Below are 22,694 nucleotides of genomic sequence, written 5' to 3' on the forward strand. Positions count from 1 at the left end.
ATGAATACCCAACCCAACGACCATATCGTGAAGAGCTACGACGAAGAACAGCGCCGCATCGTGGCGGAGATCGTCCGCATGGGCGAAACCGCCGTCGCCCAGCTGGAGGCCGCGCTGGACGTGGTCGAACGCCGCGACGACAAGGCCGCCCAGCGCATCATCGCCAACGACGAAGCCATCGACGCTATCGAGCACCAGGTCAGCCATGACGTGATGCACCTGGCGCTGCGTGGCCCGATGGCGCGCGACCTGCGCGAGATCCTCGCCGGCCTGCGCATCCCCGCCGACATCGAACGCATCGGCGATTACGCGGCCAACGTCGCCAAGCGCTCCATCGCCCTGAACGTCTCGCCGCCGATGCCGCAGATCACCGGGTTGCGCGCGCTCGGCAGGCTCGCCGCCCGCCAGGTCCGCGATGTGCTGGTCGCTTACCAGAATGGCGACGCCGAACAGGCCGTGCAGGTGCGCGAGCGCGATGCCGAGCTGGACGCGCATTACACCGCGCTGTTCCGCGAACTGCTGACCTACATGATGGAAGACCCGCGCAATATCACGCCGTGCACGCACCTGCTGTTCATGGCGAAGAACCTGGAGCGCATCGGCGACCACGCGACGAACATCGCCGAGAACGTGTGGTTCTTGGTCCATGGCGAACAGCCGCTGCCGCCGCGCGCCAAGCGCGACGACACCAGCACCACCGGCGCCGTCTGATCCACGCGCCGCACCGCAACATGCGACAAGCCCCGCTCCGGCGGGGCTTGTCGGTTCAGGGCCCCTCGCAGACGGCGCGCTAACGTCTCGCGGCTACAATCGCGCCACGCTGGTGCGGATTCCCCGCACGCCCTGGGAGAGAACAGATGTCCAAGACCACCAAACCCGCCGCCGTCGCCGTTGCGCTGGCCGGCGGCATCCTGCTGGCCGGCTCGAGCTTCGCGATGGAACCGCTGGCGCAGGGTTACCTGCTTGCCGCACCCGAAGCCGCGAAGGCGGGCGAAGGCAAGTGCGGTGAAGGCAAATGCGGTGAGGGCAAGTGCGGCATGGCCAAGGCCGACACCGACAAGGACGGCAAGGTCTCGCAGGCCGAGTTCGCCGCTGCCCATCCGGACAAGGCGGCCGACTTCGCCGGCATCGACACCAACAAGGACGGCTTCATCGACGCGGCCGAGCACAAGGCCCACGCCGGCGCCAAGGGCGCCGAGGGCAAGTGCGGTGAAGGCAAGTGCGGCGAGGGCAAGTGCGGCGGCGACAAGAAGACCGGCGACAAGTAAGCCCATGGCCTCGGGCCCCGGCTGAGCCGGGGCCTGCGGCATCCACCGGATGACCACGCCCCTCCCCACTGCATCGGCCGGCCTCGGCCTGCGCCGCGCGCTGCTCGACGATCTGTTGGCTGCGCCTGCGGGCGCGTTCGATTTCCTCGAATGCGCGCCCGACAACTGGATCGGGGTGGGTGGCCGTTACGGGGAGGCATTGCGCGCGCTGTCGGCGCGACATCCGCTCACCTGTCACGGCCTGTCGTTGTCGTTGGGCGGCATGGCGCCGCTGGACGATACCTTCCTCGCACGCACGCGCCGGTTCCTCGACCAACACGAGGTCGCGTTGTACAGCGAACACCTGAGCTACTGCGCCGACGACGGGCACCTGTACGACCTGATGCCGATCCCGTTCACCGAAGAAGCGGTCCACCACGTCGCCGCACGCATCCGCCAGGCGCAGGACGCGCTGGGCCGACGCATCGCGGTGGAGAACGTCTCCTACTACGCCGCGCCCTACCAGGCGATGGCGGAAGCCGATTTCATCGGCGCGGTCCTCGACGAGGCCGACTGCGACCTGTTGCTCGACGTCAACAACATCTTCGTCAACGCCATCAACCACGGTTACGACGCGCGCGCGTTCCTGGCCCGCATGCCATCGGCGCGGATCGCCTCGTACCACATCGCCGGGCACTACGACGAAGCCGACGACCTGAAGGTCGATACGCACGGTGCGCCGGTGAAGGACGACGTGTGGTCGCTACTGTCGCTGGCCTACGCCACCCATGGCGTACGGCCGACCCTGCTCGAGCGTGACTTCAACTTCCCGCCGTTGGCCGAACTGGCCGCGGAAGTGCAGCGCATCCGCGACCTGCAAGCGCCGCATGCCGGCGCGACCGCGCGCGCCACCCATGGCTGAGCGCCTGCAAGACCAGCAGTTCGCGTTGTCGCGGCACCTGCGTGACCCGTCGACGCATCCGCCGCCGCCCGGGATCGAGGAACGGCGGCTGGCGATCTACCGCGACCTGTTCTTCAACAACATCGAGGGCTTGCTGGCGGGCAATTTCCCGGTGATCCGCAAGACCTTGGGCGATGATGCATGGCGCCGGCTCGTGCGCGACTTCTACGCGAACCACCGCAGCCACACGCCACTGTTTCCGGAAGTGGCGCGCGAATTCATCCGCTTCCTTGAAGGTCGCGCACCTGATCCCGATACGCCGTGGCTGCGCGAGCTGGCGCATTACGAATGGGTGGAACTGGCCCTGCAGATCGCCGACGACGCCGTGCCGCCGCACGACCCGGATGGCAATCTGCTCGCAGGCGTTCCCGTGGTGTCGCCGTTCGCGTGGGCGCTGGCGTATCAGTGGCCGGTGCATCGCATCGGGCCGGACTACCGCCCTACTTCACCGCCGGAGGCACCGACCTGCCTGCTGGTGCGGCGTGGCGACGATCATCAGGTCCGCTTCTCCGCCCTCTCGCCCCTCGTCTACCGGCTGATCGAACTGCTCGGCGAGGGACAGCGCACCGGCGCGGAAACGCTCCGCCAGCTGGCCGACGAAGCGGGCGTCGACGACGCCCCCGCCTTCATCGAACAGGGCACCGCGATGCTCGCGCGCATGCGTCAGGAAGGCACGCTCCTTGGCACCGTCCCGCCTGTACTATAGGAGCGACGTGAGTCGCGACCGCACGGATTGAGCAACCACGAGACCGTCGCACGCCGAGAGCGGAGACATCGCGTCCCTTCGTGCAGCGCATTCATTGTCACTGGGCGGCAGGCTGACGGTCGCGACTTACGTCGCTCCTACAACGGAACGGGTTCCCGGTGGGCTTTCAGCCGGGGAAGCGCCCTCGCCCTCTGCTACCCTTTCCGCATGGAAAACGTCGCCGAGCCCCTCCGCATCACCCCCATGGCCCACCGCTTCCGCGGTTACCTGCCCGTGGTGGTCGACGTGGAAACGGGCGGCTTCGACTGGAACCGCCACGCCCTGCTCGAACTGGCTGCCGTGCCGCTCGATCTGGACGAAAACGGCTTGCTCGTGCCCGGCACCACGTCCAGCGTGCACCTGCATCCGGCGCCCGGCCTGGAGATCGATCCCAAGTCGCTCGAGGTCACCGGCATTGACCTGGACCATCCGTTCCGTTTCGCCAAGCACGAGAAGGAGGCGCTGGACCACGTGTTCGCGCCGGTGCGCGCCGCCGTGAAGAAGCACGGTTGCCAGCGCGCGATCCTGGTGGGCCACAACGCCCACTTCGATCTGAATTTCCTCAATGCCGCCGTCGCACGCGTCGGCCACAAGCGCAACCCGTTCCATCCCTTCAGCGTGTTCGACACGGTGACGCTGGCCGGCGTGGCGTACGGCCAGACCGTACTCGCCCGTGCCGTGGCTGCCGCCGGCTTCGACTGGAATGCCGAGGACGCCCACTCCGCCGTCTACGACGCGGAGCAGACCGCGCGCCTTTTCTGCACGATCGCCAACGCGTGGCCGCGGCCGCCAGGCTGAGATCGCGCGTGAGCATGCCCTCATGCGATTGACCGCATTACAAGCTGACATCACGACGCTGGACGTCGACGCCATCGTCAATGCCGCGAACTCCTCGCTGCTCGGCGGCGGCGGGGTCGATGGCGCGATCCATCGCGCGGCGGGTCCGGACCTCGTGCACGAATGCCGGCTGCTCGGCGGTTGCAAGACCGGTGAAGCGAAGATCACGAAGGGATACCGGCTACCGGCACGCCATGTGATCCATACCGTCGGCCCGGTATCGCGTGGCGGCGACCAGGGCGAGCAGGATCTGCTCGTCGCGTGCTACCGCAACAGCCTGGCGCTGGCGGACAAGCACGGCCTTCTGAGCATCGCCTTTCCCTGCATCAGTACCGGCATATTTGGCTACCCCGCAGAGGCGGCCGCGCGCGTCGCGGTCGATACGGTCCGCGACGTGCTGGCTGGATCGGCGGCGCCGCCCGACGTGGTGTTCTGCTGCTTCTCTTCGGAAGACCTGGCGCACTACCGCGCCTTGCTCGCCTGAACTACGCCTCGCCGTTGGCCGCGGTCTTCACCGGGGAGCGCGAAGTCATCGCCGCACCGGCTGACGCGACGATGATCGCGGCGATCGCAAGCCACTGCAGCACCGACAGCCGCTCGTGCAGGAACAGCAAGCCGCATAGCGCGCCGATCGCCGGTTCCAGGCTCATCAGCATGCCGAATGTGCGCGTCGGCAGTTTGGTCAGCGCCACCATTTCCAGGCTGTAGGGCAGCGCCGTCGACAGCAGGGCCACGCCGAAGGCGATCGGCAGCAGGGCGGGCGACAGCAAGGCCGCGCCTGCATGCGCCACGCCGAACGGCACCGCGACCGCGGCGGCGATGCAACTACCGAGCGCCACGGTCTGCGGCCCATGGTCGCTGCCGGCCTTTTGCCCGAACACGATGTACAGCGCCCAGCAGGCACCCGCACCCAGCGCATAAGCCACGCCGACAGGATCCAGCCCCTGCGGGCCCTGCTCCGGCACCAGCAGCACCAGGCCCAACACGGCCAGCGCCACCCAGACCACGTCGCGCAGATGGCGGGACCCGAACAGCGCTACGGCCAGCGGACCGGTGAATTCCAGCGCGATGGCGATGCCCAACGGCACGGTTTCCAGCGCCTTGTAAAACATCAGGTTCATCAGGCCCAGCGAGACACCGTACGCGAGCAGCGCGGGCCACTGGTGCCGCTCCACGCGCATGCGCCACGGCCGGAACACCGCCACCAGCATCAGCGTCGCCAGCGCGAGACGTAACGCGGTGGCACCGGACGCACCGACGGCCGGGAACAGATGCTTGGCCAGCGCGGCGCCGGACTGGATGGAGACCATCGCGACCAGCAACAGCGCGATGGGCTGCCACGGCGAAGCAGCATGGGAACGGGACAGGGATTGCATGAGGAACACCTGCACGGCGGGGACGTGCGCTTGTGGGACAAGGGCTTTGCGCACTATATTGCGCAATCGAAGCTTAGCCTATGCGCAATATATTGCGCAACTCCGACGATGAGCGTACTTGAACATGTGGCCGAGAACGTCCGTCGCCTGCGGGCCGCCGCCGGCCTCAGCCAGCAGGCCCTGGCCGAAGCGGCCGACGTCAGTCGGCGGATGCTGGTGGGCATCGAGTCCGGCGACGCCAATGTCAGCCTGAACACCCTGGACCGGATCGCCGAAGCATTGCAGGTGAGCTTCGCCGACCTGGTGAAGGCCCCCGCCAACGACCTGCGCCGCATCGAAGCCCTCGCCTGGCAGGGGCGCACACCGGGATCGCGGGCGGTGCTGCTGGCCACCGCGCCCGCGTCGCACGATGTCGAACTGTGGGCGTGGACACTGATGCCCGGCGACCGCTACACCTGCGGCGCGGATCCGGCCGGCTGGCACGAGATGTTCTTCGTCATCGAAGGGCAACTGGTGGTCGAGCTGCCCGAGGGCGAACAGACCGTCGACGCCGGCGACTTCTTCGTCTTTCCCAGCGACCGCGACTACGCCTACCGCAACGGCGGCGACACGCCGCTGCGCTTCATCCGCAACGTCGTGCACTAGTCTGTAGTGGCCTACTTCGCCGGCGGCGCGATGCCGTGGCGACGCAGGACGGCGCGCACGCGATCCAGTGGAATCGCCTCGACGGTCTGGCCGTTCCCGCTCACGGTGGTGGCCATGAACAGTGCGTTGTAGATCGCCTCCTCGACCGCATCCACGCTGGCCTGGAAGACCGCGCTGGTCTGCTCGTTCGCCAGTTCGGTCGTCTCCAGGCGCGGCGCGTCGAAGGCACGCCGGACGGATTCCGCCGTGGAGAACGCGATGATGTAGTCGCCGCTGCCGTTGGACGCCGCGCTGCCGGTACGGCCTAATCCCATCATGCCGCGCGAGGCCAGCCGGCGCAGGTTGCGATCGCCGAGCGGTGCATCAGTAGCGATGACGATGATGATGGAACCGTCGCCGCGATCTTCCGCCGGTCCGCGCCCGGCATGCGCCTGTGCGACCGCGTTCTGGAAGGCATAGCGCTCCAGTTCGCGACCCACCGGTGCGCCCGACACCTGCAGCACGCCGCCGAAGTTGGCTTGCACCAGCACGCCCACCGTCCAGCCGCCCAAGCTGTCGGGCAGCTTGCGCGAGGACGTGCCGATGCCGCCCTTCCAGCCGAACGCGACCGTACCGGTGCCCGCGCCCACGCTGCCTTCGCGCACCGGACCGTCGCTCGCCGTCTCCAGTGCGCGTCGCACCGCTTCGGCCGTGACTGGCCGCGCGCGGATATCGTTGAGTCCACCGTCGTTGGTCTCGCCCACGACGACGTTGATCGACCGCACCTGCTGCATGTCGGGGCGTTCGAGCATCCACGCCGCCATCGCATCGGCGGCTTTCCATACGCACAAGGTGCAGGTCAGCAGGATGGGCGTTTCGAGTTCACCGAGCTCGCTCACCTGCGTGCTGCCGATGAACTTGCCGAAGCCATTTCCGACATGCACCGCCGCGGGCACGCGAGAGCGGTAGGCATTGCCCGGATGCGGCAGGATGGCGGTGACGCCGGTGCGCACGCTATTGCCTTCCACCAGGGTTACCTGCCCCACGCGTACGCCGCCGACATCGGTGATGGCGTTGTGCGTGCCGGTGGCGAAAATGCCCGGCGCAACGCCGAGGTCACGCGCGCGTACGCGCGGAGCCTCCTGTGCGGCGGCGGTGGCGGATAGGACTGCCAGCAGCAGCGCCGCGAGCCGGTACAGGGAACGGTGCGGTGTGCCGGGCATGCGGCGTCCTTATTGGCGTTGGCGGACGGCTTCGAATAGGGTGATGCCGGCGGCGACCGACACGTTGAGGCTCTCGATCTCGCCCGGCATCGGGATCTTCACCAGGCCGTCGCAGTTCTCACGCGTCAACCGGCGCAGGCCGTCGGCTTCGCCCCCCAGCACCAGCGCCACGTTGCCGCGCAGATCGAGCGAGTACAACGACGCCTCCGCCTCGCCCGCGAGGCCGTAGATCCACACGCCGAGTTGTTGCAGGTCGCGTAGGCAGCGCGACAGGTTGGTGACCTGCACCACCGGGATGGTGTCGGCCGCTCCGGCCGAGGTCTTGCGCACGGTGGCATTCACGCCCACCGACTTGTCCTTGGGGATCACCACCGCGGTGACGCCGGCCGCTGCGGCGCTGCGCAGGCAGGCGCCGAGGTTGTGCGGGTCCTGCACGCCGTCCAGCACCAGCACCAGCGCCTTGCCTTCGGCGGCCTCGACCAGGCCCTGCAGCTCGCCCTCATCCCAGGTCTTCGCCGCGGCATAGCGCGCGGCAACGCCCTGGTGGCGCAGCGAACCGGCCACGCCATCCAGTGCCTGTCCGGTCACGCGGCGCACGTCGATGCCCTTGCGGCGCGCGTTCTCTTCGATCTCGGTCAGGCGCGCGTTCTTGCTGCCGCCTTCGACCAGCACCTCGCGCACGTTGTCGGCATCGTTCTCGATGGCCGACGCCACCGCGTTGACGCCGACGATCCACTGGTTCTGCTTGCTCATGCGCTGTACGGCCGCCCTGGAAAGGCCGGCATTATCGCACCGACCCGCCGTTCAGCGTGGCGGCCAGGCCGGCGTGTCGTGGTCCGGGTGCTGGAAGGAGACCACGCCGACGAGGAACGCGGCGGCGGCCTCGTCCTCTTCGGTGCGCCGTTGCGGCAGCGCCGGCAGGCCATCCACGAACGGCAGCTTGCCCTCCACGCCGTACTGCACCCATGGCGCCAGACCACCGGGCTCGTCGAACGCGCCCGCCGCCACGGCCACGCCGTCCGGTGCTTCATAGGTCAGCGGCGTGCCGCAGTCGCTGCAGAAGCCACGACGGACGACATTCGACGACTGGAAGCGCTTGGGTTCGCCGCGCGTCCATTCCAGTCGTGCGCCGCGCGTTGATACCAGCGGTGCGTAGTACGTGCCGAACGCTTTCTGGCACATGCGGCAATGGCAGATGGAGGCATCCGTGAGGTCGCCGGTGATGCGGAAGCGGATCGCCCCGCATTGGCAGCCGCCGGTGTGGATGTCGGGAGACATGGAGACTCCGGTTGGGTGAAAAATCCTGATCGTCATCCCGGCGAAGGCCGGGATCCATGTTGCGTCTGCCGCCGCAACCCACGCGCAAAGCAGAATCAAAGTGGGTCCCAGCGTTCGCTGGGACGACGGGCCGGGGTACTCAGTACTTCTGTTTCTTGCGCTTCGCCGGCTGCCCGCGCGGCGGCGGAGGCGGAGCCCCCGTATCAGTCTTGTCTTCGACTAAACGGAAGTCGATCTTGCGCTCCTCCAGACTGGCCTTCAGCACGATGATGCGCACCCGGTCTCCGAGGCGGAACTGCAGGCCACGGCGCTCGCCGGACAGCGTCTTCCGCATCGGATCGAAGTGGTAGTAGTCGTGCGGCAGTTGGGTCACGTGGACCAGGCCGTTGACCTTGGACTGGTCCAGCTCGACGAACAGGCCGAAGCTGGTCACGCCGCTGATGACGCCGTCGAACTGGCCACCGACGTGCTTCTCCATCCACGCGGCGCGGAAGCGCTCATCCACCTCGCGCTCGGCCTCGTCGGCGCGGCGCTCGCGTTCGGAGCACTGGAGCGCCAGCGCGGCCATGTCGCGCGGCGCATAAAGGAAGGCATCGGGCTTTTTCTTCGTCAGCCCGTGCTTGATCGCGCGGTGCACCAGCAGGTCAGGATAACGGCGGATCGGCGAGGTGAAGTGCGCATAGGCCTCAAGCGCCAGGCCGAAGTGGCCCACGTTGTCCGGCGAATACACCGCCAGGCTCTGGCTGCGCAGCAGCACCGACTCCAGCAGCGCCGCGTCGGGCCGCTCACGCACTTTCTTCAGCAGGTGGGTGAAATCCTTCGGCTGCACCTTGCCCCACGACGGCATCGACAGCTTGAACTCCTTGAGGAATTCCAGCAGGTCCATGTACTTGGTTTCGGGTGGCTTCTCGTGGATGCGGTACGGCGCCGGGATGTGCGCCTTCAACAGATAGCGGGCGGCCTGCACGTTCGCCGCGATCATGCATTCCTCGATCAGCTTGTGCGCATCGTTGCGCACCAGCATGCCGGCCTGCGTCACTTCGCCGCGATTGTCCAGCACGAAGCGCACTTCGGAGCTTTCGAATTCGATCGAACCGCGCTGCGTGCGCGCCTTCGCGAGTACGTGATAGAGCTGATACAGGCGTTCGACGTGCGGCAGCACCGGGGCGATCTGCGCGCGGGTTTCTTCGTCGTTCTCGCCGACCGCCTTCCACACCTGCGTGTAGGTCAGGCGCGCATGCGAGTTCATCACCGCCTCGTAGAACGTCGAACTGGTGACTTCACCCTCGCGGTTGACCTGCATGTCGCAGACGAAGGTCATGCGATCGACTTTCGGGTTCAGCGAGCAGATGCCGTTGGAGAGCGTCTCCGGCAGCATCGGCACCACGTAACCGGGGAAGTAGACAGACGTCGCGCGCTTCTGCGCCTCGTCGTCCAGCGGCGTGCCGGGGCAGACGTAGTGCGACACGTCGGCGATGGCGACGATCAGGCGGAAGCCGTCGCGAGTGGGTTCGCAGTAGACCGCATCGTCGAAATCCTTCGCGTCCTCGCCGTCGATCGTGACCAGCGGCGTGGACCGCAGGTCGACACGGTCGCCGATCATCGCCGGCTCCACGACCAGCGGCACAGCGGTGGCTTCGTCGAGCACGTCCTGCGGGAACTCGTGCGGCAGGTTGTGGCCGTGGATGGCGGCCTCGACCACCAGCGACGGCGTCAGGCTGTCGCCGAGCACGGCGATCACCTTGCCGATGGGCGGGCGGCGTGCGTCCGGGGCCTGGGTCAGTTCGACGACGACGAGCTGGCCGTCGCGCGCACCACCGGTGGCATCCTGCGGGATCTGCACGTTGCGCTGGATGCGCTTGTCGTCCGGTGCGACGTAGGCAATGCCGACTTCGAACCCGAAGCGGCCGATCAGGCGGGTGACGCCGCGCTCCAGGACGCGCGCGATGCTGCCCTCCCGGCGGCCGCGACGGTCGATGCCGGTGACGTTGGCCAGGGCGCGGTCGCCGTGCATCACCTTGCGCATCTCGTAAGGCGGCAGGAACAGATCATCGCCACCGCCCGTGTCCGGCCGCAGGAAACCGAAGCCGTCCGGATTGGCGATCACCGTGCCGGCGATCAGGTCGGTCTGTTGCACCGGAGCGAAGCCGCCGCGGCGGTTCTGCACGAGCTGGCCGTCGCGGACCATGGCGCCGAGCCGCTTGGACAGGGCGTCGAAGCGGTCGGGCGCGTCGAGACCCAGCGGGCCGGCGATCTCTTCCGCCGTCTGCGGCCCCTCGGCCGCTTCAAGAAAGGCCAGAATGGCCTCCCGGCTGGCGATGGGCTGGTCGTAGCGCTGCGCTTCGCGCTGCGCATGCGGGTCGACGAAGCGGCCGGGCGACGGCGCCCGGCGTGGCATCGGAGCCGACGCGGGCGACGGCTTGCGACCGCCGCGCGGGGCGGATGGCAGATCCGGCATCCAGGGCGGCAGGCTCTTCTTGGCGGGTTTGCCCGGCTTGCCGGCGGACTTGCCACCGGCCTTGGGCGCATTTCGGGACGCCGGTTTCGCACCGGCCTTCGCGTTCGCGGCGGGCTTGTTGCCGCCGCCAGTCGTGTTCTTCTTGGTCATCCGTGCATCGTACACCCCGCCTGAACAACGCCGCGCGAAGACACCCGTTGACATTCCCCCGCCCTATCCTCAAAATGCGCGCCTCGCTTACCTGCCCAGGTGGCGGAATTGGTAGACGCACTAGTTTCAGGTACTAGCGGGTAAAACCGTGGAGGTTCGAGTCCTCTCCTGGGCACCACGCATAACGAAACCCTCGCGCAAGCGGGGGTTTTTCGTTTCCGGGGACGTGTCCGCATGCGATCACGCCTCATCACGCCGCCCACGCTAGGCTCCGCGACACACGCACGACGTTCTATCGCCCGGGGGCGCGCATGGAGTTCCAGCAGATCCTGTTTCTCGCCATCCTGGCGGTCACCCTGGGTCTGTTCGTCAGCGAGAAACTGCGCGTCGACCTGGTCGCGCTGCTGGCGTTGCTGGCGCTCACGCTGACCGGCATCCTCGGCCCGAAGGAAGCGCTGTCCGGCTTCGCCAGCGAGCCGGCGATCATCGTCGCCGCCGTGTTCGTGCTGTCCGCAGGCCTGTCGGCCACCGGCATCACCGAACGCATCGGCGCGGGCATCGGCCGCGCGGCCGGCGGCAGCGAGTGGCGCACGATCGCAGTGGTGATGCCCGCCACGGCCGCGCTTGCCGCGTTCTCGCATCACGTGATGGTCACGGCGATGATGCTGCCGATCCTGATGCGCATCGCACGAGAGCAGAAGCTTGCGGCATCGCGCCTGCTGATGCCGATGTCGCTGGCAGCGTCTCTGGGCACCACGCTGACGCTGTTCAGCGCCCCGGCCTTCCTGCTGTCGAACGATCTGATCAAGCGCGCTGGATTGCCTGCGCTCGACCTCTTCGCGGTCACGCCCATCGGCATCGCGCTGGTCGTGCTCGGAACGGTCTACATGCTGCTGGGGCGCTGGCTGGTGCCCAGGCGCGAGGGTGAAACGCCGCAAGGCGATTACCTGAAGCTGGATCGCTACTACACCGAGTTGCTGGTGGAAGAGGATTCCCCGTGGATCGGCAAGCCGCGCGGCGAATTCGCGCAGACCTACGAAGGTCGCCTGCAGGTGGTGGACTGGTTGCGCCATGGCATGCGCCGGCGCAACCAGCGCCTCGACAGCCTGCTGGCAGCCGGCGACGTACTGCTGGTGCGCGCCTCGCCGGACGAGATCGCCTCCATCCGCGACGAGCCCGGGCTGGCACTGCATGCCGTGGCGAAATACGGCGACAAGCACGAGGACGGCAAGAGCGAGGCGTTGGGCGAGGAACGGCTGGTACAGGCCGTCGTCGCCCCGCACTCCGAGTTCATCGGCCGCAGCGTCGCCGACATCGACTTTCTGAGGAATCTCGGCGTGGTCGTCGTCGGCCTATGGCGACGCGAAGGCTGGCTGCACGGCGAGCTTTCGGAAATGGTGCTCCAGGAAGGCGACCTGCTGGTGCTGTGGGGGCAACCGCAGAATTTCGAACCCCTGGCGGCGCACCACGGTTTCCTGATGCTCGTGCCCTTCGGCGGCGAGGAGAAATCGCGGCGTCGCGCTCCGATCGCCCTCGCGGTCATGGTCGCGGCGGTGGCGGCCGCGGCCACCGAAACCTTGGCGCCGCACATCGCCTTCCTGGCCGGCGCGGTGGCCATGGTGCTGACCCGCTGCGTCGACATCGAGCGCGCCTACCAGGAAATCGACGTGCGCATCTTCGTGATGATCGGCGGCGTGATTCCGCTGGGTATCGCCATGGAAAAGACCGGCACGGCCGGGCTGGTCGCCGATCTGCTGATGCGCCACGCCGCGCACTGGACGCCCCTCGCGCTGTTGCTGGTGATGTTCGGCACGGCTGCGCTGCTCACGCAGATCCTATCCGATGCCGCCACCACCGTGCTGCTGGCGCCGATCGCGCTCGCCCTCGCGACCGGATTGGGACTTAACCCAGTCCCCTTCGTCGTCTGCACCGCCATGGGCGCGGTGGCGTCCTTCCTGACCCCGATCGGCCACCACGGCAACCTGCTGATCCTCAACCCGGGCCGCTACACCTTCGCGGATTTCCTGCGGGTGGGCATCCCCCTCACCCTGGCGATCGCCTTTACCACGGCCTGGCTCGCGCGCTGGCTATGGCTGGATGGCCCGCTGCTGCCCAATATCGCGGGGTGAGACGTGCCCGCGGGTAGAATGGAGGGGATTTCCGACCCGCAGACCGCACGCCCGCAATGACCGAAACGATCCGCCCCACCTTCCACGGGTTCGAACAGATCCCGTTGCGCGAGTACGCCGAACGCGCCTACCTCGACTATTCGATGTACGTCGTGCTCGATCGCGCCCTGCCCTTCATCGGCGACGGATTGAAGCCGGTCCAGCGGCGCATCGTCTATTCGATGAGCGAGTTGGGCCTCAACGCGGGCGCCAAGCCGAAAAAATCCGCGCGCACCGTGGGCGACGTGATCGGTAAATACCACCCGCATGGCGACAGCGCGTGCTACGAAGCGCTGGTGCTGATGGCGCAGCCGTTCTCGTACCGCTATCCGCTGATCGAGGGCCAGGGCAACTTCGGCTCGCCGGACGACCCGAAGTCCTTCGCGGCCATGCGCTATACCGAATCGAAGCTGACCCCCATCGCCGAAGTACTGCTGGGCGAACTTGGGCAGGGCACCGTGGACTGGGCGGCGAACTTCGACGGCACGCTGGAAGAGCCTACCTGGCTGCCCGCGCGCCTGCCGCACCTGCTGCTCAACGGCACCACCGGCATCGCCGTGGGCATGGCGACCGACGTACCGCCGCACAACCTCAACGAGATCGTCAGCGCGTGCATCCGCCTGATCGACGATCCGGACGCCACCGTCGCCGACCTGTGCGAACACGTGCGCGGCCCGGACTACCCGACCAAGGCGGAAATCATCACCGCGGCGTCGGACCTGCGCGCGATGTACGAGAACGGCACCGGCAGCGTCCGCGCACGCGCCGTGTGGCGCAAGGACAACGCCAACATCGTGATCGACGCGCTGCCCTACCAGGTGTCGCCTTCCAAGGTGATCGAGCAGATCGCCGCACAGATGCGCGCCAAGAAGCTGCCGTGGCTGGAGGACATCCGCGACGAATCCGACCACGCCAACCCGGTGCGCGTGGTGCTGATCCCGCGCTCCAACCGCGTGGATGCCGAACAACTGATGGGCCACCTGTTCGCCACCACCGACCTGGAGAAGAGCTACCGGGTCAACCTCAACATCATCGGGCTGGACGGCCGCCCGCAGGTCAAGAACCTGAAGATGTTCCTGACGGAATGGCTGGCGTTCCGCAGCGACACCGTGACGCGCCGTTTGAAACACCGGCTGGAGAAGGTCGAGCGCCGCCTGCACCTGTTGGAAGGCCTGCTGGTCGCGTTCCTCAACCTGGATGAAGTGATCCGCATCATCCGCACCGAGGACGAGCCGAAGGCCGCGCTGATCGCCCGCTTCAAGCTGAGCGAGGAGCAGGCCGACTATATTCTCGAGACCAAGCTGCGCCAGCTCGCACGCCTCGAAGAGATGAAGATCCGCGGGGAGCAGGAGGAGTTGCAGGCCGAGCGCGAGAAGATCGCCGGCATTCTGGAATCGAAGGCGAAACTGAAGAAGCTGATCAAGGACGAACTGACCGCCGACGCCAAGAAATTCGGCGACGCGCGCCTGTCGCCTCTGGTGCAGCGCGACGCCGCGCAGGCGCTGGACGAGACCGAGTTGGTGGCCAGCGAACCGATGACCGTCGTGCTGTCGGAGAAGGGCTGGATCCGCGCCGCCAAGGGCCACGAGGTGGATGCCGCCACGCTCTCCTACCGCGACGGCGACGGCCTGCTGTCGGCGGTGCGCTCGCGCAGCACGCAGCAGGTGGCCTTCCTCGACTCCGAGGGCCGCAGCTACTCCACCGCCGTGCACACGCTGCCCTCCGCCCGCGGCAACGGCGAACCGCTGACCGGGCGCTTCTCGCCGGCCGCCGGCGCATCGTTCCAGGCCTTGGCCAGCGGCGACAACGACAGCCGCTTCGTGCTGGCGTCCTCGCACGGTTACGGCTTCGTCACCCGCTTCGAAAACCTCACCGGCCGCCAGAAGGCGGGCAAGGCGATGCTCAACCTCACGGTGGGCGCGAGCGTGTTGCAGCCCGCGCAGGTGGCCAACACCGAGACCGACCGCATCGTCGCCGTCACCAGCGCGGGCCATTTGCTCGCGTTCCCGGTCAGCGATCTGCCGGAACTGGACAAGGGCAAGGGCAACAAGATCATCGAAATCCCGAAGGCCAAACTCGGCACCGAGCGCGTGGTGGCCATCGCGGCCGTTACGCCGGGCAGCACGCTGCTGGTGAAGAGCGGACAGCGCACGATGAGCCTGTCGTTCAAGGATCTGGACGAGTACCTCGGCGCGCGGGCGACGCGGGGCGGGTTGTTGCCGCGGGGTTGGCAGAAGGTCGACGGACTCGAAGTCCAGTAGTTCACCGCATGGGCGCGCTGCGGCGCGCTCATGATCGCCGCCGTCCCTGGCTTCAAAGGGGCGCAGCAGAGGGTCGACGGACTGGACGTCCCGTAGTTCACCCTTACCTCTGAAGGATTCGTCGATGGATGCCGATTTCTGGTTGCAGAAGTGGCAGGAAGGCCAGATCGGCTTCCATCGCAGCGACGTGATGCCGCTGCTGGAGAAGCACTGGCCGTCGCTGCAACTGCCGTCGGAGGCGCGCGTGCTGGTGCCGCTGTGCGGCAAGTCGCTGGACATGCACTGGCTGGCTGCTCAAGGCCATCGCGTGCTCGGTGTGGAACTGTCGCCACTGGCGGTGACGCAGTTCTTCGAAGAAGCCGGACTGGAGCCGGTGCGGACCACGAGCCGCTACGGCGAGCACTTCAGCGCTGGGCCGGTGGAGATCATCCTGGGCGATGCTTTCGGCGTGGATCCGGCGCTGCTCGCCGACGTGGCCGGCGTCTACGACCGCGCCGCCCTGATCGCGCTGCCGCCCCACCTGCGCCTGCGTTATCGCGACACGGTGTACGTGTCACTGCCTGCCGGCTGCCAGGGGCTGCTGATCACGCTGGAGTACCCACAGGCCGAGAAGGCCGGCCCGCCGTTTTCAGTGGAGCAGCCCGAGGTCGAAGCGTTGTTCGCCGCACCGTGGCGACATACGTTGCTGGAACGGCGCGACATCTTGGACCAGGAGCCACGCTTCCGCGAGGAAGGCCTGAGCGCACTGGAAACGGCGGTCTACCGCCTGCGCCGTTCGTAGAGCGGAGCCTGATTTCCAGCAGGGACAGCGGATGCTCGCGGCGTGCGAAGCCAAGCAAGCTCGGCGCTACGTGAGCACTTATTCGGCGACGGCTTCGCCGTCCAGCTTCGAGGTCAGGTACAGCTCGATGCCGAGCCGCTTGATCAGGCCGAGTTGCTGCTCCAGCCAGTGCGCATGGTCTTCCTCGGTGTCCTGCAACTGGGTCAGCAGGATCTCGCGCGTCACGTAGTCGCCATGCTGTTCGCACAGGGCGACGCCCTTGGCCAAATTGGCGCGCACCGCGTACTCGACCTCAAGGTCGCGCTGGAGCATCTCTTCGACCGTCGTGCCGGCGATGAAGGCTTCCGGGCGCATGTCCGGGTCGCCCTCGAGGAACAGGATGCGGCGCAGCAGCGCGTCGGCATGCTGGGTCTCTTCCTGCATTTCGTGGTCGATGCGGTGGAACAGCGCCTTCAGGCCCTGGTCCTCGTAACGCCGCGAATGGATGAAGTACTGGTCTCGCGCGGCCAGCTCGCCGCGCAACAGGAACTTGAGGTAGTCGATGACGTCGGGGTGGCCTTTCATGGGGCGGCTCCTGTAACGAGGCGCACAGGATGCCCGATCCTCCGGGCCGGCGACCGAATCGGAATCAGTCGCGTTCGTCGTCGCATCGCGGCATGGACCGTCATCGCTTCCATGGAATAATCGCCCCGCCCGCCCCTACCCTCAGGACCCGCAATGCTGAAGTGGACCCGGCGCATCGCGCTGCTGCTGTTGGCCCTGATCGTGGTCGTGGTGCTGGTCGCATGGTGGATGTTGCGGGGAAGCCTGGCCCGGCTGGACGGCGAGGCCGGCCTGGCCGGCCTGTCGGCGCCGGCCAGCGTGCAGCGCGACGCGCTGGGCGTGGTCACCATCGACGCCGCCAGCGAGGCTGACGCGGTCCGCGCACTCGGCTACGTGCACGCGCAGGAGCGCTATTTCGAGATGGATCTGATGCGCCGCAGTTCGGCGGGCGAGCTGGCGGAGCTGTTCGGCCCCATCGCCGTCGACCTGGACAAGGAGCGCCGCGTGCACCGCATGCGCGCGCGCCTGAGCGAGCACCTGGACGCCTTCGCCGGCAACCGCATGCCGCAGCTGCAAGCCTATGCCGATGGCGTGAACGCCGGCCTCGGCAATCTGCGCGCGCGACCCTGGCCCTACCTGCTGCTGCGGCAGGAGCCACGCGAATGGGACGTGCTGGATTCGGCGCTGACCGGTTACGCGATGTACTTCGATCTGCAGGACGCGCAGAACGTACGCGAACTGGGCCTGTGGCAGATCCGCCAGCACGTACCGCAGGGCCTCTACGATCTGCTCGCGCACGACGGCACCGAATGGGACGCGCCCCTGTTCGGCGAACCGCGTGGCAACGCGCCCCTGCCTGACGCCAGCCAGGTGGACCTGCGCACGCTGCCCATGCCGAAGACGGATTCACACCAGCGCCTGGCCGACAAGGGCACGCCGGGAAGCAACAACTGGGCGGTCGCCGGCGCGCTGACCGCCGATGGCCGCGCCATCGTCGCCGACGACATGCATCTGGGCCTGCGCGCGCCCGGCATCTGGTTCCGCGTGCGGCTGCGCTATCCGGACCCGCATGCGCCGGGCGGCAAGGTCGACGTGTCCGGCTTCAGCCTGCCGGGTCTGCCCGCGATCATTGTGGGCAGCAACGGACACGTGGCCTGGGGCTTCACCAACAGCTACGCGGATACGGCGGACTGGTATCCGGTGAACCCTTGCAAGGGCGCCGCGACGACGGGCTGCGACGCCGTCGAGCGCCATGCGGAGACCATCAAGGTGGCGGGCGGCGAAGACGTGGCGTTCGAGGTGCTCGACACCCGCCATGGTCCCGTCGTGCATCCGGCCAAGGGCGAACGCCCCGCACTGGCGTTGCGCTGGGTGGCGCAGTTGCCCGGCGCGTTGAACTTCGGCCTGTCCGAACTCGCGCGCGCCGACGACCTGTCCGCCGCGCTCGCCGTCGCCCAACGTACGGCCACGCCGGCGCAGAATTTGGTCGTCGCCGATCGCAATGGCCGGATTGCCTGGCGCATCCTCGGCCCGCTGCCTTCGCGTGCCGGTGCCTGCGTGCACGGCCTCGACGGGGTTGCCACCGAGGCGCCCGCCAGCGACGCCGCCACCTGCAAGCCCTGGGATCTGTCCTACCAGCTCTCGCCGGTGCTGACGTCGCCCGAAAGCCACCGGCTCTGGACTGCCAATGCGCGCGTGCTGGACGGCGCGGCATTGGCCCGCGTCGGCGATGGCGGCTACGCGCTGGGCGCGCGTGCGAAGCAGATCCGCGATGGGCTGATGGCGAAAGACCGCTTTACCGAAAAGGACCTGCTGGCGATCCAGCTCGACGATCGCGCGTTGTTCCTGGAGCGCTGGTGGACGCTGCTGCAGGCCGAAGCGAAGAAGCGGCCGGCGAACGCCTCTCTTAAGGCGCTCGCCGACGCCGGTAAGACCTGGGATGGCACCGCCAACATCGATTCGGTCAGCTACCGGCTGGTCCGCGCCTGGCGCCTGGCCGTGCATGCGCGCGTGGCCGACGGCCTCACCGCGCCCGCGCAGGCGGCGCTGGGCGACGCCTTCATCATGCCCGACCTGCCGCAGCTGGAAGGCGTGGTGTGGCCGCTGCTCGAACAGCGCCCGGCGCACCTGCTGTCGCGCCGCTACGCCACCTGGGACGCGCTGCTGGAGGATGCTGCGAAGGAAGTGCGCGACGATCTCACCGGCCAGGGACCGCTCGCGGAGCGCCGCTGGGGCGAACGCAACACGGCGAAGATCTGCCATCCGCTGGCCAATGCCCTGCCCGCCTTCCTGAAACCGCGCCTCTGCATGCCGGGGGAACCGCTCGCCGGGGATGGCGCCATGCCGCGCGTGCAAGGCCCGTCCTTCGGCGCATCCGAACGCATGGTGGTGTCGCCCGGCCATGAGGCCGACGGCATCATCCATATGCCCGGCGGCCAGAGCGGCCACCCGATGTCGCCGTTCTGGGGCGCCGGCCACGACGACTGGGTGCATGGTCGACCGACGCCGTTCCTGCCGGGGCCTGCCACGCATACGCTCACGCTGCGTCCGTGATGCGCCTTGCTCCCCATGGGATGCGATGGGGAGAAGACGTGGCCTAGAGCGCAGACGCGTGCACACCTGCGACCGCACGACCCGACGGGTCGGCCATCTTTGCGAAGCTCGCATCCCACGCGATCGCCGCTGGCGATGAGCAGGCGATCGACTTGCCGCCCGGCACCGTCTCCGCGCAGGCCTGCCCCGGGTAGTGCTGCTCGAACAGCGTGCGGTAGAAGTAGGCCTCCTTGGTCTGCGGTGGATTGACCGGGAAACGTTTGTCGGCGGCGGCGAGCTCGCGATCGCTGACCTGCGCTTCGGCATGCGCCTTCAGCCCGTCGATCCAGCCGTAGCCGACGCCGTCGCTGAACTGCTCTTTCTGCCGCCACAGGATCGACTCCGGCAGATAGCCGTCGAAGGCTTCGCGCAGCACGCCCTTCTCCATCCGCTGCGCACCGGCGCGGGTCTTGTCGATCATCTTGTGCGCGGCATCCATCTTCATGGCGACGTCGAGGAATTCGACGTCCAGGAACGGCACGCGCGGCTCCACGCCCCAGGCCATCATCGACTTGTTGGCGCGCAAGCAATCGTAGTTGTGGAGCGCGTCTAGCTTGCGCACCAGCTCTTCGTGGAACTCACGCGCGTTCGGCGCCTTGTGGAAGTAGAGGTAGCCGCCGAAGATCTCGTCGCTGCCCTCGCCCGACAGCACCATCTTCACGCCCATCGCCTTGATGCGCCGCGCCAGCAGATACATCGGCGTGGACGCGCGGATGGTGGTGACGTCGTAGGTCTCGATGTGGCGGATCACTTCGGGAATCGCGTCCAGGCCCTCCTGGAAGGTGTAGGTGAAGCCGTGGTGCACCGTACCCAGGGCCTTCGCGGCGACCTCCGCGGCGGCCAGGTCCGGCGATCCCTCCAGGCCGATGGCGAAGGAGTGCAGGCGCGGCCACCAGGCCTCCGTGGTGTCGTTGTCCTCGATGCGATGGCGCGCATAGCGCGCGGCGACCGCCGCCACCAGCGACGAATCCAGTCCACCGGACAGCAGCACGCCATAGGGCACGTCGGTCATCAATTGCCGGTGCACGGCGCGTTCGAAGGCTTCACGCAGCTCGCTCTTGTCCACCTGCACGCCCGCCACGGCTTCGTAGGCGCGCCATGGCTTCCGGTAGTACTTCACCAGTTCCCGCGTGGCGGTGTCGTAGTAGTGCCCCGGCGGAAACTGCGCCACGTCGGCACAGATCGGCGCCAGCGCCTTCATTTCCGACGCCACGCACAAGCGGCCCTCGCGATCGTGCCCCCAGTACAGCGGGCACACGCCGATCGGGTCGCGCGCGATCAGCGCACGTCCCTTCGCACGATCCCAGAGCGCGAACGCGAAGATGCCATTGAGGCGGTTGAGGAACGACAGCGGCTCGTCTTCGCGGTACAGCGCGTTGATGACTTCGCAGTCCGATCCCGTCTGGAAGGCATAGTCCTGCGTCAGTTCACCCTTCAGCTCGCGATGGTTGTAGATCTCGCCGTTGACGGCCAGCACCAGGTCGCCGTCGGTCGAGCGCAGCGGTTGCGAGCCACCGGCCGGATCGACGATGGCCAGCCGCTCATGCACCAGGATCGCACCCTCGTCGTGGTAGACACCGCTCCAATCCGGGCCGCGGTGGCGCTGCTTCTGGGACAGCTCCAGCGATTGCCGTCGCAGGGCCGCACTATCGTCGCCGGGCTGCAGCCCGAAGATGCCAAAGATGGAACACATGGGTGGAAACTCCTGGTGGATTCGGAATCGGGCGCCGGAAACGAAGAAACCCGCATCTTGCGATGCGGGTTTCTGGTATCCGGCAGATCTTTCTTTGCCTAATCGCAGAGCCGCACCACCCGCGTCCCGTTGTTCGGGCGCAGGTTGTTGCGGTTGTTATTGATGGCGTTGCGGCAGGGCATGGAGCGACCGTAACCGGTCCGGCCGGGGGCGTGCAACTGTTTCATTCGCAAGGGTATGGCGGCGCCAGCGGTCAGCCGGTGGGCTGGGTCAGCATCAATCGCTGCACCAGCGCCTGGTACAGACCGGGCAGCGCTTCGAGGTCGGCCACCCGCACATGCTCGTCGACCTTGTGGATGCTCGCATTGACCGGCCCGACTTCGATGCACTCCGCCCCCAGAGGCGCGATGAAGCGGGCATCCGACGTGCCGCCCGCGGTGCTTTCTTCCGGTGGCGCGCCGGCGAATTCGCCGAGCACCGCGCGCGCAGTCGCCCGCAGGTGGCCTTCCGGCGTATAGAACGGCTCGCCGCCGCGCAGCCATTTGATGCTGTAGTCCAGCCCATGGCGACGGAAGATGCCTTCGATCTCCTGCTCCAGCCTTTCCGCCGTCCACGACGGATTGAAGCGCAGGTTGAACACCACCTGCAGTTCGCCGGGAATGACGTTGCTTGCGCCGGTGCCGGCGTGGATGTTGGAGATCTGCAGGCTGGTCGGCGGGAAGGTCTCGTAGCCCTCGTCCCACTGGCGGGCGGCGAGTTCGTCCAGCGCCGGCAGCGCTTTGTGGATCGGGTTGAGCGCCTTGTGCGGATAGGCCACGTGGCCCTGCACGCCATGCACGTCCAGCGTGCCGGTCAGCGTGCCGCGCCGACCGACCCGTAGCAGGTCGCCCAGCGTTTCCTTCGACGACGGCTCGCCGGTGATGCACCAGTCGATCCGCTGGCCGCGCTCGCGGAACAACGCGGCGACCTTCTTCACGCCGTCGTGGGCGTCGCCTTCCTCATCCGAGGTCACCAGCAGCGCCACCGTGCCCGGATGGTCGGGATGCGCATCGACGAAGCGCTCCAGCGCGATCGTGCATGCGGCCACGCTGCACTTCATGTCCGCCGTGCCGCGCCCGTAGAGCACGCCATCGCGCACCGTGGGCACGAAAGGATCGCTGGTCCAGGCCGACAACGGACCCGGCGGCACCACGTCGGTGTGTCCCAGCAGCACCAGCACGGGCGCACCGCTGCCATGGGTCGCCCACAGGTTGTCGGTCTCGCCGAAACGCAGATGCTCGCAGTGGAAGCCCCACTGGCTCAGGCGCGTCGCCAGCACCTGCTGGCAACCGGCATCATCGGGCGTCACCGAGTGGCGACGGATCAGTTCGCTGGAGAGTTCGACGACATCACTCACTTTCCCGCTCCGAACAGCTTCTTGAAGCCATTGTCGCTGAAACCCTGTGAAAAACCCGCCACGTCATCGACCACCACCGGGCGCCGGATCAGCTGCGGGTATTCCTTCAGCAGGAGCTTCCATTCCGCGTCGGAACCCGGCGACTTGCGGTTCTCCGGCAGCTGCCGCCAGGTCGTCGATGCTTTGTTGATCAGCCCGTCCCAGCCACCCGCTTGCTCCGCCCAATCCTTCAATGTCTCGGGCGCCTGTCGGTTGTCGCGGTAGTCGACGAACGTGTAAGCCACGCCGAAGCGGTCCAGCCACTTCGTCGCCTTCTTGCAGGTGTCGCAGTTCTTCAGACCGTAGAGCGTCGTCGCCATCG

General features: G+C 67.6%; 20 protein-coding genes and 1 tRNA gene. 12 read left to right on the forward strand and 9 right to left on the reverse strand.

The features are described 5' to 3' along the window. The 6 genes from phoU to AC23D6_RS13595 all read left to right on the forward strand — a co-directional run bounded on the left by phoU (position 1) and on the right by AC23D6_RS13595 (position 4,274). Complete coding sequence (phoU, locus tag AC23D6_RS13570; protein ID WP_487749768.1) at positions 1 to 711, forward strand: phosphate signaling complex protein PhoU; 711 nt, start codon at positions 1 to 3, stop codon at positions 709 to 711. 146 nt (positions 712 to 857) lie between these two features. Next, entirely contained in the window at positions 858 to 1,268 is a 411-nt protein-coding gene (locus tag AC23D6_RS13575; RefSeq protein ID WP_435305457.1) for an HvfA family oxazolone/thioamide-modified RiPP metallophore, read from the forward strand. Positions 1,269 to 1,317: 49 nt separating this feature from the next. Beyond that, positions 1,318 to 2,169 carry an HvfB family MNIO-type RiPP peptide maturase gene (locus AC23D6_RS13580; protein ID WP_487749769.1) on the forward strand — a complete coding sequence of 284 codons (852 nt, stop codon included), beginning with the start codon at positions 1,318 to 1,320 and terminating at the stop codon, positions 2,167 to 2,169. Beyond that, positions 2,162 to 2,914, forward strand: coding sequence for an HvfC family RiPP maturation protein (locus AC23D6_RS13585; RefSeq protein ID WP_487749770.1), 753 nt, complete (start codon positions 2,162 to 2,164; stop codon positions 2,912 to 2,914). Before AC23D6_RS13580 ends, AC23D6_RS13585 begins: the two co-directional genes overlap by 8 nt. Positions 2,915 to 3,121: 207 nt before the next feature. Next, positions 3,122 to 3,751 (forward strand): ribonuclease T, encoded by a 630-nt coding sequence (rnt, locus tag AC23D6_RS13590; protein ID WP_487749771.1) that lies wholly within the window; start codon positions 3,122 to 3,124, stop codon positions 3,749 to 3,751. A 22-nt stretch (positions 3,752 to 3,773) separates the two neighbouring features. Then, positions 3,774 to 4,274, forward strand: a complete 501-nt coding sequence (locus AC23D6_RS13595; RefSeq protein ID WP_487749772.1) for an O-acetyl-ADP-ribose deacetylase — start codon at positions 3,774 to 3,776, stop codon at positions 4,272 to 4,274. 1 nt (position 4,275) lies between these two features. Here AC23D6_RS13595 and rhtA read toward each other — a convergent pair whose 3' ends face one another. Further along, positions 4,276 to 5,166 (reverse strand): threonine/homoserine exporter RhtA, encoded by an 891-nt coding sequence (rhtA, locus tag AC23D6_RS13600; protein ID WP_487749773.1) that lies wholly within the window; start codon positions 5,164 to 5,166, stop codon positions 4,276 to 4,278. Positions 5,167 to 5,274: 108 nt separating this feature from the next. On the opposite strand from rhtA, the gene AC23D6_RS13605 reads away from it, so the two are divergent. Next, a complete protein-coding gene (locus AC23D6_RS13605; RefSeq protein ID WP_487749774.1) occupies positions 5,275 to 5,811 on the forward strand; it encodes a helix-turn-helix domain-containing protein in 537 nt (178 codons plus the stop codon). Between the two features lie 11 nt (positions 5,812 to 5,822). On the opposite strand, the gene AC23D6_RS13610 is transcribed toward AC23D6_RS13605, so the two are convergent. The 4 genes from AC23D6_RS13610 to rnr form a co-directional block, all read right to left on the reverse strand. Next, positions 5,823 to 7,013: a P1 family peptidase gene (locus tag AC23D6_RS13610; RefSeq protein ID WP_487749775.1), complete on the reverse strand. Its 1,191-nt coding sequence runs from the start codon at positions 7,011 to 7,013 to the stop codon at positions 5,823 to 5,825. A gap of 9 nt (positions 7,014 to 7,022) precedes the next feature. After that, on the reverse strand, positions 7,023 to 7,766 hold the full coding sequence (rlmB, locus tag AC23D6_RS13615) for a 23S rRNA (guanosine(2251)-2'-O)-methyltransferase RlmB (protein WP_487749776.1): 744 nt from the start codon (positions 7,764 to 7,766) through the stop codon (positions 7,023 to 7,025). Positions 7,767 to 7,817: 51 nt separating this feature from the next. After that, complete coding sequence (locus tag AC23D6_RS13620; RefSeq protein WP_487749777.1) at positions 7,818 to 8,291, reverse strand: GFA family protein; 474 nt, start codon at positions 8,289 to 8,291, stop codon at positions 7,818 to 7,820. Between the two features lie 139 nt (positions 8,292 to 8,430). Beyond that, entirely contained in the window at positions 8,431 to 10,749 is a 2,319-nt protein-coding gene (gene rnr / locus AC23D6_RS13625; RefSeq protein ID WP_487752640.1) for a ribonuclease R, read from the reverse strand. 243 nt (positions 10,750 to 10,992) lie between these two features. Here rnr and AC23D6_RS13630 point away from each other — a divergent pair. The 4 genes from AC23D6_RS13630 (at position 10,993) to AC23D6_RS13645 (ending at position 16,109) form a co-directional block, all read left to right on the forward strand. Next, a tRNA-Leu gene (locus AC23D6_RS13630) sits at positions 10,993 to 11,077 on the forward strand. A 133-nt stretch (positions 11,078 to 11,210) separates the two neighbouring features. After that, positions 11,211 to 13,028 (forward strand): SLC13 family permease, encoded by a 1,818-nt coding sequence (locus AC23D6_RS13635; RefSeq protein ID WP_487749778.1) that lies wholly within the window; start codon positions 11,211 to 11,213, stop codon positions 13,026 to 13,028. A gap of 56 nt (positions 13,029 to 13,084) precedes the next feature. After that, a complete protein-coding gene (gene parC / locus AC23D6_RS13640; RefSeq protein ID WP_487749779.1) occupies positions 13,085 to 15,328 on the forward strand; it encodes a DNA topoisomerase IV subunit A in 2,244 nt (747 codons plus the stop codon). A 124-nt stretch (positions 15,329 to 15,452) separates the two neighbouring features. Continuing rightward, entirely contained in the window at positions 15,453 to 16,109 is a 657-nt protein-coding gene (locus tag AC23D6_RS13645; RefSeq protein ID WP_487749780.1) for a thiopurine S-methyltransferase, read from the forward strand. 78 nt (positions 16,110 to 16,187) lie between these two features. Here AC23D6_RS13645 and bfr read toward each other — a convergent pair whose 3' ends face one another. Beyond that, complete coding sequence (gene bfr, locus AC23D6_RS13650; protein ID WP_487749781.1) at positions 16,188 to 16,673, reverse strand: bacterioferritin; 486 nt, start codon at positions 16,671 to 16,673, stop codon at positions 16,188 to 16,190. 153 nt (positions 16,674 to 16,826) lie between these two features. On the opposite strand from bfr, the gene AC23D6_RS13655 reads away from it, so the two are divergent. Beyond that, positions 16,827 to 19,205, forward strand: coding sequence for a penicillin acylase family protein (locus AC23D6_RS13655; protein ID WP_487749782.1), 2,379 nt, complete (start codon positions 16,827 to 16,829; stop codon positions 19,203 to 19,205). Positions 19,206 to 19,248: 43 nt separating this feature from the next. Here AC23D6_RS13655 and asnB read toward each other — a convergent pair whose 3' ends face one another. The 3 genes from asnB to AC23D6_RS13670 form a co-directional block, all read right to left on the reverse strand. After that, positions 19,249 to 20,937, reverse strand: a complete 1,689-nt coding sequence (asnB, locus tag AC23D6_RS13660) for an asparagine synthase B (RefSeq protein WP_487749783.1) — start codon at positions 20,935 to 20,937, stop codon at positions 19,249 to 19,251. A 253-nt stretch (positions 20,938 to 21,190) separates the two neighbouring features. Next, positions 21,191 to 22,333 (reverse strand): succinyl-diaminopimelate desuccinylase, encoded by a 1,143-nt coding sequence (gene dapE / locus AC23D6_RS13665; protein ID WP_487749784.1) that lies wholly within the window; start codon positions 22,331 to 22,333, stop codon positions 21,191 to 21,193. Continuing rightward, a complete protein-coding gene (locus AC23D6_RS13670; protein WP_487749785.1) occupies positions 22,330 to 22,692 on the reverse strand; it encodes a Spx/MgsR family RNA polymerase-binding regulatory protein in 363 nt (120 codons plus the stop codon). The genes dapE and AC23D6_RS13670 overlap by 4 nt, the downstream gene beginning before the upstream one ends. Between the last annotated feature and the right edge of the window lie 2 nt (positions 22,693 to 22,694).

This window comes from Pseudoxanthomonas sp. G3, assembly GCF_057654715.1.

Excerpts from the sequence above, each read along its gene's own strand:
- phoU (WP_487749768.1), top strand. The coding sequence starts at position 1 with ATGAATACCCAACCCAACGACCATATCGTGAAGAGCTACGACGAAGAA.
- AC23D6_RS13575 (WP_435305457.1), top strand. The coding sequence starts at position 858 with ATGTCCAAGACCACCAAACCCGCCGCCGTCGCCGTTGCGCTGGCCGGC.
- AC23D6_RS13580 (WP_487749769.1), top strand. The coding sequence starts at position 1,318 with ATGACCACGCCCCTCCCCACTGCATCGGCCGGCCTCGGCCTGCGCCGC.
- AC23D6_RS13585 (WP_487749770.1), top strand. The coding sequence starts at position 2,162 with ATGGCTGAGCGCCTGCAAGACCAGCAGTTCGCGTTGTCGCGGCACCTG.
- rnt (WP_487749771.1), top strand. The coding sequence starts at position 3,122 with ATGGAAAACGTCGCCGAGCCCCTCCGCATCACCCCCATGGCCCACCGC.
- AC23D6_RS13595 (WP_487749772.1), top strand. The coding sequence starts at position 3,774 with ATGCGATTGACCGCATTACAAGCTGACATCACGACGCTGGACGTCGAC.
- rhtA (WP_487749773.1), bottom strand. The coding sequence starts at position 5,166 with ATGCAATCCCTGTCCCGTTCCCATGCTGCTTCGCCGTGGCAGCCCATC.
- AC23D6_RS13605 (WP_487749774.1), top strand. The coding sequence starts at position 5,275 with ATGAGCGTACTTGAACATGTGGCCGAGAACGTCCGTCGCCTGCGGGCC.
- AC23D6_RS13610 (WP_487749775.1), bottom strand. The coding sequence starts at position 7,013 with ATGCCCGGCACACCGCACCGTTCCCTGTACCGGCTCGCGGCGCTGCTG.
- rlmB (WP_487749776.1), bottom strand. The coding sequence starts at position 7,766 with ATGAGCAAGCAGAACCAGTGGATCGTCGGCGTCAACGCGGTGGCGTCG.
- AC23D6_RS13620 (WP_487749777.1), bottom strand. The coding sequence starts at position 8,291 with ATGTCTCCCGACATCCACACCGGCGGCTGCCAATGCGGGGCGATCCGC.
- rnr (WP_487752640.1), bottom strand. The coding sequence starts at position 10,749 with ATGCCGGATCTGCCATCCGCCCCGCGCGGCGGTCGCAAGCCGTCGCCC.
- AC23D6_RS13635 (WP_487749778.1), top strand. The coding sequence starts at position 11,211 with ATGGAGTTCCAGCAGATCCTGTTTCTCGCCATCCTGGCGGTCACCCTG.
- parC (WP_487749779.1), top strand. The coding sequence starts at position 13,085 with ATGACCGAAACGATCCGCCCCACCTTCCACGGGTTCGAACAGATCCCG.
- AC23D6_RS13645 (WP_487749780.1), top strand. The coding sequence starts at position 15,453 with ATGGATGCCGATTTCTGGTTGCAGAAGTGGCAGGAAGGCCAGATCGGC.
- bfr (WP_487749781.1), bottom strand. The coding sequence starts at position 16,673 with ATGAAAGGCCACCCCGACGTCATCGACTACCTCAAGTTCCTGTTGCGC.
- AC23D6_RS13655 (WP_487749782.1), top strand. The coding sequence starts at position 16,827 with ATGCTGAAGTGGACCCGGCGCATCGCGCTGCTGCTGTTGGCCCTGATC.
- asnB (WP_487749783.1), bottom strand. The coding sequence starts at position 20,937 with ATGTGTTCCATCTTTGGCATCTTCGGGCTGCAGCCCGGCGACGATAGT.
- AC23D6_RS13670 (WP_487749785.1), bottom strand. The coding sequence starts at position 22,692 with ATGGCGACGACGCTCTACGGTCTGAAGAACTGCGACACCTGCAAGAAG.